Raw genomic sequence first — 12,429 nt, 5'->3', positions numbered from 1 at the left:
TCGACGAACACAGGCCGACGTTCGATCAGCGAGCTCCTACAGACGGCCTTCACGGCGCAGCAGATCCTGCGCACTCATCCCGCCGCCGCGACGCGGAGGTTCGTCGTCGCGGGGGTTGAACTTCTGGGTCGACGGATCCTGATCACGTTGGCGCGGGGCCGGATTCGGGCCGGGGCCCGGTCCCGGACGCTGCGCGTTGAACGCCGTCGTCGGCGCAGCCTCACCACCGGCAGGCGGACGGTGCTGCTGTTGCGGCATCGCGCGGGTGGCATCAGCAGACGGTCGCGGTGCCGGCGATGGTGCCGGTGGCGGAGGCGGGGGCGGAGGGGTGCCGTTGGACGGACCACCCTTGGCCGGACCGCCGCGCAATGCACCCAGCCACGACTCGATCTCGCGATCTTCGCGCTGCGGCGGCCCCGCCGGGCCTCCGGCAGGCCGTCCGGCCGGCGGCTGCGGGGTGCGCTCGGTGTTGGCGTTGGTGTTGCCGGTTGCGGTGTTGACCGTGTTGACGGCCGTGTTCACCGCATTGCGCACGGCGTTACGGGCCATGGCGAACCGGGTGGTGGACGGTTCCTGGTTGGGCTGCGGTGGCTGCTGCTCGGGCTGCCGCTGCGGCGGGCTGATCCGGGCCGTGCCCGCAGCCGAGGGGGCGTTGGTCCGTGGCATCAGCGGGCGCATGGGTTCGGCCGCCGGGTGCGTCGGATCGTGGGGCCGCGGTGCCGGCAGGGCGCCGACACCGGCCAGAGCCCGGGGGTCCTCGCCGGAGTCCTGCGCCATCGGGCGCTTGCGCTCGTCGGGCAGTTCGGTCTCACCGAGGCCGAGCTTCTCCTGGACGCGCTTCATCCACAGTGGTGCCCACCAGCAATCGTCGCCGAGCAGCTTCATGATCGCGGGCACCAGGAACATACGGATGACCGTGGCGTCCAACAGAAGTGCGATGAGCAGACCGAACGCCAGGTACTTCATCATCACCAGGTCGGAGAAGGCGAACGCACCGGCCACCACCGCCAGCACCAGGGCGGCACCGGTGATGAGGCGACCGGTCGTCGCGGTACCGATGCGGATGGCCTCGGCGGTGGACATGCCGCGTTCTCGGGCCTCCACCATGCGGGAGACCAGGAACACCTCGTAGTCGGTCGACAGACCCCAGATCACCGCGATGATCAGACCGATCATTGGTGCCATCAGTGGCTGTGGCGTGTAGTTCAATATCCCCGAACCGTGGCCGTCGACGAACATCCAGGTCAGGATGCCCATCGTCGAACCGAGCGTCAGGGCACTCATCAACGCGGCCTTGACCGGTAGCACGATCGATCCGAACGCCAGGAACATCAGCACCGTGGTGGTGATGACCAGGATCGTCACCATCAGCGGCAGTCTGGAGAACAGACTGTGGATCGAGTCCTGTTCGAGGGCCGGGGTGCCACCGACGAACACGTCGATGCCGTGTGGGGGCTGCAGCGCCCGCAGGTCCGAGATGTTCGTCGCCGCGTCGCCGCGGTTTACCAGGCCGTTCTGGATCACCCGGACCGACTTGTCCTTCGAACCGCTGTCGGTGGCCGCGCGCTCCTTCCACATGGCGTCCGGATTGTTGTCCGGATCGGTGAAGCCCGAGACGGTCATCGCCTTGGCCCGCATGTCGGCGATCTGGGCGTCCGTGATCGGCTCACCGTCCTGGCGCTGCATCACCAGGGTGATCTGTTCGGTGCGGAACCCGGGGAAGAGCTTGTCGAACTGTTCCTGCGACTGGCGCACCGCGTTGTCCGGCGGCAGGTACTTCTCGCTGATACCCGCGAGTGTGAGCGAGCCGATCGGCAGGACCAGCAGGGTCATCACGACCAGGATCGGGGTCGCGAAGGCGATGGGCCGTTTCATCACGATGTTGACCAGTCGGCCCCAGAACCCCTGCTCGACTTCTTCGCGGGTCTTGGTCTTCTGGGTCTTCTCGGCGAACCAGTCGATGATCCGGCGGGAGAACGGCCAGTTGGCCAGGAACGGGATCTTCAGCAGCGTGGTCACGCCCAGGGCGTCGACGCGGGGGCCGAGGATGGCCAGGACAGCCGGCAGCACCGTGATCGACAGGAATGCCGCCAACATGACCGAGGCGATGATCGCGTACGTGATCGACTTGAGGAAACCGAGCGGGATCAGCAGCAGTGGCAGCGAGGACGCCACGATGATCACCGCGGAGAAGGCCACGGTCCGGCCTGAGGTCATCACCGATCTTCGTACTGCGGCCTCGGTGTCATAACCCTCGGCGAGTTCCTCTCGGAACCGGCTCACGATGAACAGGCCGTAGTCGATGGCGATACCGAAGCCCATCATCGTCACGACGGGCTGGGCGAAGAAGTGCACCGGTCCGAACTCGGCGGTGAACCGCAGAATGCCGAGCGCGCCGCCGATTGTCAGGCCACCGATGATCGCGGGGAGGGCGGCGGCGACCGCACCGCCGAAGACGAAGAACAGCACGACTGCCACCAAGGGCACGATCGCGAGCTCGGCTCGTTTCTGGTCGGTGCCGATGGTGCCGGTCAGTTCGCTGGCCAGCGGGTTGAGGCCGGCGAGTTTGATGTCGCCGCCGTTGACCTGTTGCAGATCGGGCTCGACGGCCTGGTAGTTCTTCAGGATCGCGTCGTCGTCGTCGCCCTTGAGGGGCACGCTGATGAAGGTGTGACGTCCGTCCTCGGTCTTCATCGCGGCGAGCGAGGCGACGTCAGGCGCCTTCAGCCAGCCGACCCAACCCTGGACCTGGTCCGGGTGATCGGCGACGACTTTGTCGAGTTCCTCGGTGACCGTCTTCTGCCACGCCTTGTCGGTGACCTTCTTGTCATCCGGCGGCGTCAGGATGGCGACAACGTGGCTGGTTCGGTCGCGGCCGTAGACCTCGTCGCCCAACAGCGACGCCTGGACCGACTGGCTGCCCTCGTCGTAGAAACCACTCTGGGTGACGTGCTCTCCGAGACTGGCGCCGTAGACGCCGCCACCTAGGCACAGCGCCACCATGACACCGATGACGATGTACCTGAACTGGTACACCGTTCGACCCCACCAGGCGAACACTTAGGCTCCTAACGCTTTAACATTTCGCTTCAAAACTTGTGGTGACCCGCGCATGGATTCGACGAAGGTCTTCAGTTGTCACACCCGCGCGGTCAGTAGCGATGACAGCGGCCGGAACGGCTGCAGCCATGCTCCCTGCTCGGGAAGCGAGTCCAGGCCGATCCGTGGCAACGGTTCCCGGAACACACCAGGAATGTCCTCCAGATCGACAAACTCCAAGGTATCCGACGCTAACGCCCAGCTCGCATGTTCGCGAAATCCGAGCACCTGCACCGGGGTGCCCTCACGGGCTATTTCTTCGAGTGGATGCCGGAACGCCTGTCCGTCCGCCGACGCAACCAGAACCGCTGCCAGTCCCTCGCTGCGACGCAGGTCGATGTGGTCGAGCATGTCGCTGTCGACATCGCTGTCGTCGTCGATCTTCGGTTTTGCGAAGACGGCGAAACCCACGTTACGCAACGCTTCCACCCATGGGCGCACCACATCGGCGCTACCTGGGGCGATGTTGGTGAAGACGGTGGCTTCCGGTTCCAGCGAGACATCCCCGTCATCGCCGCTTTCGGCGACCAGATCAGAGGTGTACGCGAGCAACCAGCGGCCCAACGCGTCGAAGCGGGGACGGTGCGCCGCCGTCGGACGGCCCCCCAGGATCGCGCCCAGCCCCATGTCGAGATTCGGCGCATCCCAGACCAGCAACACGCGGCGTGGGGGCGTGCCGTCCGGCGTGTCGGACCCTGCGCTCGATCGGGCCTCTACCTGCGCGGTGTCGTCCTGCATGTCTTCGGTCACACTCATGGCAGTTTCTCCCACACCAGCTCGGTGACGTCGGGGCCGGCCAGTGCCTTGCGCTCGTACTTGGTGACCGGACGCTCGACCGAGACGGGCAGGGCCGCACCGGGCTCGACCCGGCGCAACCGGGGCTCGGCGTCGCCGACCTCGGCGATGTGCTCGGCATATCCGGCGTGGTCGGTGGCCGCATGAAGGATTCCGCCGGGGAGCAACCGGTCGGCGATCAGGGCCACGGTGGCCGGCTGCAGCAGGCGGCGCTTGTGATGGCGGGCCTTGGGCCAGGGGTCCGGGAAGTACACCCGCACGGCGGTCAGGGTCCCGGTGGTGAACATGTGCTCCAGCACGTCGACGCCGTCCCCCCGAACCAGGCGGATATTGGTGACGGGGGACGACGTCTGGTTGGTGCGGTCGATCGCGCTCAGCAGTTGGGCCAGGCCCTTGCGGTAGACCTCCACCGCGACGACGTCGAAATCGGGCTCGGCCTGGGCCATCGCCAGCGTGGAGGTCCCGGTGCCGGAGCCGATCTCCAGGATCAGCGGGGCCGAGCGGCCGAACCAGGCCGTGGTGTCGAGGTCGACGACCGGTTGCGAATCCTCGTCACGGGCCTGGATGCCGACCTCAGGCCACAGCCGGTCCCACGTCTGTTGCTGGGCCGGCGACAGCGTCGACCGCCGGGTACGGAAGCTGGTCACCCGGGGAAAACGGTGCGGTTGGGCAGGCGGCACGTCGGCCGCCTCATCTGCCGACGCCGGCCCACCGACGTCGGACCTGGACGGGTGCATCCGTCCATCGTCTCTTATCGGGGGCGGTGTGCCCGCATCGTGGTAGAGATTGATACCCAACAGTTGCCTCCAGCTGCCAGGGCTCAAACATCCGTTCGCGAGTCCGTCCGGGTCGTGTCACGATTTTTTGTGAGGCACCGGGGTTGCGCCCGTCACCGCGTAGGGAAGGCCGCCAGATTTTCGCAGACGAACTCACACGCTTTGCCGACCGTGACGGCGATGCGCGGTTGGCGGAGATCGGTGCGCGGGTTTCGGCTCCCCTGACGGTGGGTGTGCGGGGACGTCGAGGCGTCGGGGTGACCTCGGTGGAGCACGCCCTTGCGGGCGCAGGTCTGGAGATCGCCGAAAGCGGAGATGTCACGGTGGTCGTCATCGCCGAGGTGCTCAAACCTGAGGATGAGGCCCTGCTCGCCGAGCTGCGCCGGGCGGGCCGTCCGACACTCGTCGTTCTCAACAAGGCCGATCTGGCCGGGTCCGGGCCCGGCGGTCCGATCGCGACCGCCCGTCACCGGGCGCAGCGTCTGCAGGAGTTGGCCGGAGTGCCGGTGGCGCCGATGATCGCGCTGCTGAGCCGGACGGTTCTGCCGGGGCCGCTGGTAGATGCACTCCGGCTGCTGGCTGCCGAGCCCGCGGACCTGACGTCGGTGGACGCCTTCGTCTCTGCTCCGCATCGGCTGGACGTGCCGGTGCGCGTCGACCTCCTGAACCGCCTCGACCGGTTCGGGATCGCGCACACCACGTTGGCGCTGAGCCGCGGTGCAACCGCCGAGAGCCTGCCGGAGCTGTTGCGGCGGCTCAGTGAGGTCGACCGGGTGGTCGCGGCCATCGATACCGCGGCCGCTTCGGTCCGGTACCGACGGGTGCGGTGGGCACTGGCTGAGCTGCGCGCGGTCGGCGGTCCGGCCGTGGGCCGCTTCCTGGCCGCGGACGAGACGGTGATCGCGCTGATGGCCGCGGCCGTGGACGTGGTGCAGGCCGACGGGCTGACGGTGGATCCCGGCACTGACCGTGACGCCCACCTGTGCCGGGCCCGGCACTGGCGGCGCTACCGTGACGGTCCGGTGAATGCCCTGCACCGTAGTTGTGGCGACGACATTGTGCGAGGGTCACTGAGACTGTTGGGTGCGGCGGGTAAGGAACGATGACCGACGTGGGTACGGCCCGGGACGAGGCCGTGGCGGATGCGGTGGCGGCGGCTGACGCCGTGGTGGCGGCGATCGATCCCGGCCTGAACTCGCCGGGGGTGGAGACCCGCGACGCCGTGCTGGTGGCCGGTCCGTGGTTGGCCGGTTCGACGAGTGTGATGGCGGCGTTGCGGGAGCGGATGCCGGAGACCACGTTCGTGGAATCCACCGAACTGGTGGCCGGTGAGGCGCCGGCGGCCGTGATCTTCGTGGTTTCGGCGGCCGCTCCGATCACCGAATCCGACTGTGCCCTGGTTGATTTGGCGTCGCGCTACACCGACCTGGTGATCGGCGTGGTGTCCAAGATCGATGCCTACCGCGACTGGCGCGACGTGCGTGACGCCGATGCGGAGATCCTGAGCGGACGCGACGAGCGCTACGAGCGCATGCCCTGGGTGGGGGTGTCGGCGGCACCCGATCTCGGCGAACCGCAACTCGACGAACTCGTCGACCTGCTGTCCGGCCAGTTGGCCGATCCCGACGTAGCCCGACGGAACAGATTGCGCGCCTGGGAAACTCGTCTGGAAGCCGTGATCGGCCGCTACGAGGCCGACGGGTCCGGGGCGGATCGTCAGGCGCGGGTGGATGTGTTGCGGGAGCGTCGCGCCGAGTTGGCACGGGCCCGGAGGCTGACCCGCACCGAACGCAGCATCGCGCTGCGCAGCCAGATGCAGCAGGCCCGGGTTCAACTCGGCTACTTCGCCCGGAATCGCTGCAACTCGGTTCGCACCGAACTGCAGGAGGATGTCGCAGGCATCAGCCGTCGCCGGGTCGCGACGTTCGAGGAGTACGCCCGTCAGCGCGCCGGCGAGGTTGTCGGCGAGGTCGACGAGGGCATCACCGCGCACCTGCGCGGCATGGCGGCCGAACTCGAATTGACCGTGCCCGAGCCGCCGACTCAGTCGGCGGCCATCCCTGACCTGCCGCCACCGCCCCTGAAATCCCGCACACCCGAGACCCGGCTGATGCTGGTTCTGGGTGCGGGGTTCGGGCTCGGCGTCGCGGTGGCGGTCAGTCGGCTGCTGGTCGGCGCGGCGCCGCGACTGGCCGTGGCCGGACTCGTGGTCGGTGCGGTGGTGGGCCTGCTCCTGGCGGTCTGGGTGGTCGGCACCCGCGCGCTGTTGCACGACCGGGCGGTGCTGGATCGGTGGGTCGGCGAGATCACCACGACGCTGCGTTCGGCGGTGGAACAACTCGTCGCGACGCGGGTGCTCGCTGCGGAATCCGCACTCACCACCGAGCAGGCGGCCCGGGAGGAAGCCGACGGCGCCGCGGCGGCTGAGAAGACCGCCGCGATGGACGCCGAACTGCGCGAACATGCCATCGCCACCGCGCGGGCGGCGGCTCAGCGGGACCGTCGGATCCCTCCGCTACAGCGGGCGCTGGACGCGGTCCGGGCGGATTTGTACGGCAACAGCGATGCTACTGACGAGTAACCAGCTGATAACGTCGATCTGAATCGTTCCTGTGAGTGATCGGACATACCACTGGTTCACCGTGGGTATGTCACCCGCGTTAACCTCTACCCAAGGGGTAGCCGTGACCGCGTCGTGACGCGGGGTTGGGTTACACAAACCTACGCAGGAGAATTTGATGACCTCAGCGACCATTCCGGGTCTGGACACCGCACCGACGAAACATCAGGGACTGCTGGCCTGGGTTCAGGAGGTCGCAGAGTTGACTCAGCCTGACCGGGTGGTTTTCGCCGACGGGTCCGCCGAGGAGTACGACCGTCTGGCCGCCCACCTGGTCGAGGCGGGCACTTTCCAGAAGCTGAACGAGGAGAAGCAGCCGAACTCGTACCTGGCGCTCTCCGATCCGTCCGACGTCGCCCGCGTCGAATCACGCACCTTCATCTGCTCCGAGCGCGAGATCGATGCCGGCCCCACCAACAACTGGATGGATCCCACCGAGATGCGCGGGATCCTGGCCGACCTCTACCGCGGTTCGATGCGCGGTCGCACCATGTACGTGGTGCCGTTCTGCATGGGCCCGCTGGACGCCGAGGATCCCAAGCTCGGTGTGGAGATCACCGACTCCGAGTACGTCGTGGTCTCGATGCGCACCATGACCCGCATGGGCCAGGCCGCGCTCGACAAGATCGGTGACGACGGCTTCTTCGTCAAGGCGCTGCATTCGATCGGTGCTCCCCTGGAGCCCGGTCAGAAGGATGTGCCGTGGCCGTGCAACGACACGAAGTACATCACCCACTTCCCGGAGACCCGCGAGATCATGAGCTTCGGCTCGGGCTACGGCGGTAACGCGCTGCTGGGCAAGAAGTGCTACTCGCTGCGCATCGCCTCGGCGATGGCCCACGACGAGGGCTGGCTGGCCGAGCACATGCTGATCGTCAAGCTGATCTCCCCGGAGAACAAGGCCTACTTCGTCGCGGCGGCGTTCCCGTCGGCCTGCGGTAAGACCAACCTCGCGATGCTGCAGCCCACCATCCCCGGCTGGCGCGCTGAGACCGTCGGTGACGACATCGCCTGGATGCGGTTCGGCAAGGACGGCCGCCTCTACGCCGTCAACCCGGAGTTCGGTTTCTTCGGCGTCGCGCCCGGCACCAACTGGGATTCCAACCCGAACGCGATGAAGACCATTGCTGCGGGCAACACCGTCTTCACCAACGTGGCCAAGACCGACGACAACGACGTGTGGTGGGAAGGCCTGGAGGGCGAGCCCGACCACCTGATCGACTGGAAGGGTCAGGACTGGAACCTGCGGGAGGCGGAAACCAAAGCGGCGCACCCGAACTCGCGCTACTGCACCCCGATCTCGCAGTGCCCGACGCTGGCACCGGAATGGGACGACCCGCAGGGTGTGCCGATCTCGGCGATCCTGTTCGGCGGCCGTCGCAAGACCACGGTCCCGCTGGTGACCCAAGCCCGCGACTGGCAGCACGGTGTGTTCATCGGCGCCACCCTGGGCTCCGAGCAGACCGCCGCCGCCGAGGGCAAGGTCGGCACCGTCCGTCGCGACCCGATGGCCATGCTGCCGTTCCTGGGCTACAACGTCGGCGACTACTTCCAGCACTGGATCAACATCGGCAAGAACGCCGACGAGTCCAAGATGCCCGCGGTGTTCTTCGTCAACTGGTTCCGCCGGGGCGATGACGGCCGCTTCCTGTGGCCGGGCTTCGGTGAGAACAGCCGCGTGCTGAAGTGGGCCATCGAGCGCATCGAGCACAAGGCCGACGGCAAGAGCACCCCGATCGGCATCGTGCCGACCGCGGCCGACCTGGACCTGGACGGGCTCGACGTGGATCCCGCCGACGTGGACGAGGCCCTGGCCGTCAACGCCGAGGAGTGGAAGGCCGAGCTCCCGCTGATCGAGGAGTGGTTCGAGTTCGTCGGTGAGAAGCTGCCCACCGGCATCAAGGACGAGTTCGACGCCCTCAAGCACCGTCTCGACGAAGGGGCCTAACCCTTTCCAGAACCGGCGACTGGCCAGTTATCGCACGCAAACCACGAAAAAGCGTGCAATAACTGGCCTTTCGGCTGTCTGGGCCTGGGTCAGCGCGCCGGCCACCACATGCGCTCGCCCAGCAGGCTCATCGCGGCGGGAACCAGGTAGGTCCGCACGACCGTGATGTCGAGCAGCAGGCCGATGCCGATGGTCGATCCGATCTGCACCAGGTTGAGCACCGTCCCGCTGGTCAGGGCGAACATCGTGATCGCGAAAACCACTCCGGCAGTGGTGATCACGCTGCCGGTGCTGCCGAAGCCGCGGATGATGCCGCTGGTCACGCCGCTGTGGGATTCCTCGCGGATCCGGGCGGCGAACAGCATGCTGTAGTCGGCGCCGACGGCGACCAGGGCCATGAACGCCACCGGGAAGACCGACCAGTCCAGGCTGATGCCGATCAGGTGTTGCCAGATCAGGGTGGACATTCCCGCTGCCGCGCCGAAGGACAGCACGACCGCGGCGATCATCAGCAGGGGAGCCACCAGGCTGCGCAGCATCAGGATCAGTACCAGCAGCACGGCTGCCACCGCGACGACACCGAAAAGTGCGAAATCACGCCAGGTTTGGTCGATATGGCGTTGGGACAGCGACGCCAGGCCGGTCGATTTGATCTGGGCGTGCTCCAGCACGGTTCCCGTTGCGGCGTTGTTCGCCGCTGCGATGACGTCGGGTACCGCGCCCATGGCCTCGGCACCGTACGGGTTCACCGCCCAGACCACCATCATGCGGGCGCTGTGGCCGTCAGGGGAGATGAGCATTCGTTCGCCTGCGGTGAACCGGCGGTCGCTGCGGCCCTCCTCGGGCAGGTAGAAGCCGCGGCCCGCGCCGGTGCTGGTGTCGGCAGACATCCGCTGCAGGAAGTCCGACGCGCGGTTGAGCCCGGCACTGAGTTCGGTGGTCAGCGCCATCATGGTGTCGGTGCCGGACTTCACCTGGCCAAGCCCGGTGGTGAGTTGGCCCAGACCCGTTGACAGTTCGTTGATTCCGGACATCAGCCGGGTGAGGTCTCCGCGGGTCTGCTCGGGCGTGCGGGTGCCCAGCTGGTCGAGCATGGCTCGCAGCCCCTTGATGCCCGCGCGCAGGTCGGGCAGTGTTTCCAGCGCGGTGCTCACCGGACGCTCGGGGACCAGTGGGGCGGCAAGCGTCAATCCGGTGATCGCGAGTTGCGCCTTCCCGCCGGTGGCCGTGTTGAGGTCGGCGAATGCCTGCCGTGCGCGCAGGCAGTCCGCCGTGCAGTCGGGGCCGGGATCGGCTGCGGTGAGTGGGTCGAACACCGCGTGTACGGCTGCCGTGGGGACGGCCAATTTGTCTCGGGTGGCATCGATCTCGTTCACCGCACCTTCCAGTGCGTCGGTGGCGCCGGACATGGTGCGCACGACAGCCGACACATCGAGCGACCCGTCTGAGGCGGTGTCGACCACCCGGTTCGCGGATTCCAGGGTGCTGAGCAGGTTTCGGGTTAGCGTGACGAGATCGTGGGCGCCCTTGGCGAGTTCGGGCAGCCTCTCGGCGGCGCCGGTAGAGCCGTCGTGCAGCTGGGTCACCCCCGAGGCCAGGCGTTTCAGCTGCGGTATGGCCTGTTCGACGCGATTGTGGGCGTCCGCCAGGCCGGCGCCGACTTGTGCGGTCTGAGAACCGATGGCCGTCTCGGGCAAGGGTTTTCCCTCGGGCCGGGTGATCGAGCGGACGTAGGCGACCTGGGGGATGTTGCCGATGGACATGGCGATCAGGTCCAGCGCGGCCAGGTCATTGGTGTTGCGCATGTCGTGGTCGGCCCGAATGGTGACGAATTCCGGGGCCGCCTCATTGACGCCCCAGTGACGGTAGACGGCCTCGTAGCCGCGTTTGCTGTCGGTTGCGCGCAACTGCATGGCGTTCTCGTCGATGTTCGGCTGGAACGTGAACAGCACTGAACTGGTGGCGAGCAGGAACGCCAATGATGCGGCGACGAGGGCCGGGGCTCGGCGGATGATGGCCGCACCGCGCTTGCGCCAGCGCCGTTCATCCAGCGGCCGGGGTTCGGCATATCCGCGCCGGCCCCACAGTGCCATGACCGCTGGGGTCAGCGTCAGATTGACCGCCGCCGCTATCGCGATCGCCAGTGCGATGGGAGGTCCGGCGGTGCGGAACATCCCGATCTTGGTGAAGATCATGGCCATTCCGGCACCGGCAATGGTCAGAGCGGAGGCGATGACGATACCCGCGGTGTGCGCGCCGGAGCGGGCCACCGCGTCGTCGACACCCAGCCCTCGCCGTCGGCCCTCGTGGTAGTTGGCCAGCAGGAAGATGCCGTAGTCCGTGGCCGCGCCCAGCACCATCGCGGTGACCAGCGCGATGGTGAAGTTCGAAACCGTCATCAGGTCGTGTCCGCCCAGCCACGAGATGACCGGCCGCGCCACGGCCAGCGAAATAGCGACCGTGAGAAGGGGAATCATCGCCGTCAGCAGCGACCGGTAGACGGCGAGCAGGAGCAGCGTGATCAGCACGACCGATACCACGGTGATGATGGCCAGCGAGGTGTCGATGGCGGAGAACAGATCCGACAGCGTCGGTGCGGCGCCGGTGAAATGTACGTCGAGCCCGGCCGGGCGGGGAAGTTCTTCGACCACGGCCCGGACGTTCTCGGTGGACCGGTGCGCGCGGGTCGAGCCGACGTCGCCGGTGGTTGCCACGATCAGGTGGATGGCCTTCCCGTCGGGGCTCAGTCCGAGGTCCTCCAGTCCGGGGGTGCCGTAGGTGTCGAGCACATAGGCGACGTCGTCTTTGTCTGCCACCAGTCGCGATACCAGGTCGCGGTAGTAGGTGGTGTCCGCGGTGTCGAGGACCCGGTCGCTGGATACGACGATGCTGCCGACAGCGGTGGTGTCGGGGACGTCGAAATCCCGCGACATCTGCCGCAGGGTTTCGGTGGTCGCACTCTCCGGGGTGAACGGCGCGGAGTGCTCGGCCACGGTGCGTTCGAGCTGGGGGATGGCCAGATTGAGCACGCCGGCCAGGGCCAGCCACGCTCCCAGGACCACCCACGCATACTTCGCGCAGACTCGGGCGAGTTTGCCGAAGATCGCCAGATTGTGCATTTCGGCATCGTAGACCAATCGGTCTATGAGCGGTGAACTAGGATGGACCGACTGGTCTATTCGGTGATGGAG

General features: G+C 67.3%; 7 protein-coding genes. 3 read left to right on the top strand and 4 right to left on the bottom strand.

What is annotated here, in order from left to right; genetic code table 11:
* Positions 1-36: 36 nt before the first annotated feature.
* From mmpL3 to trmB, 3 genes are all read right to left on the bottom strand, one after another.
* Complete coding sequence (mmpL3, locus tag AB0876_RS06660) at positions 37-3,060, bottom strand: trehalose monomycolate exporter MmpL3 (RefSeq protein ID WP_526041540.1); 3,024 nt, start codon at positions 3,058-3,060, stop codon at positions 37-39.
* Positions 3,061-3,138: 78 nt separating this feature from the next.
* A complete protein-coding gene (locus tag AB0876_RS06655; protein WP_526041539.1) occupies positions 3,139-3,855 on the bottom strand; it encodes an NYN domain-containing protein in 717 nt (238 codons plus the stop codon).
* The gene (gene trmB, locus AB0876_RS06650) at positions 3,852-4,649 is read right to left on the bottom strand and encodes a tRNA (guanosine(46)-N7)-methyltransferase TrmB (protein WP_491842013.1); all 798 of its coding nucleotides are present in this window, start codon (positions 4,647-4,649) and stop codon (positions 3,852-3,854) included. The genes AB0876_RS06655 and trmB overlap by 4 nt, the downstream gene beginning before the upstream one ends.
* Positions 4,650-4,858: 209 nt before the next feature.
* Between trmB and AB0876_RS06645 the strand changes: the two genes are divergently transcribed.
* The 3 genes from AB0876_RS06645 (at position 4,859) to AB0876_RS06635 (ending at position 9,238) form a co-directional block, all read left to right on the top strand.
* Entirely contained in the window at positions 4,859-5,776 is a 918-nt protein-coding gene (locus AB0876_RS06645; RefSeq protein WP_526041918.1) for a P-loop NTPase family protein, read from the top strand.
* Positions 5,773-7,251, top strand: coding sequence for a hypothetical protein (locus AB0876_RS06640; protein WP_526041538.1), 1,479 nt, complete (start codon positions 5,773-5,775; stop codon positions 7,249-7,251). Before AB0876_RS06645 ends, AB0876_RS06640 begins: the two co-directional genes overlap by 4 nt.
* A 157-nt stretch (positions 7,252-7,408) precedes the next feature.
* Positions 7,409-9,238 (top strand): phosphoenolpyruvate carboxykinase (GTP), encoded by a 1,830-nt coding sequence (locus tag AB0876_RS06635; RefSeq protein ID WP_526041537.1) that lies wholly within the window; start codon positions 7,409-7,411, stop codon positions 9,236-9,238.
* An 89-nt stretch (positions 9,239-9,327) separates the two neighbouring features.
* On the opposite strand, the gene AB0876_RS06630 is transcribed toward AB0876_RS06635, so the two are convergent.
* Entirely contained in the window at positions 9,328-12,357 is a 3,030-nt protein-coding gene (locus AB0876_RS06630) for an MMPL family transporter (protein ID WP_526041536.1), read from the bottom strand.
* Between the last annotated feature and the right edge of the window lie 72 nt (positions 12,358-12,429).

This window comes from Mycobacterium sp. NPDC049093, assembly GCF_040704635.1.
Taxonomy (GTDB): Bacteria; Actinomycetota; Actinomycetes; order Mycobacteriales; family Mycobacteriaceae; genus Mycobacterium.
This window is presented reverse-complemented; position numbering and strand designations above follow the sequence as displayed.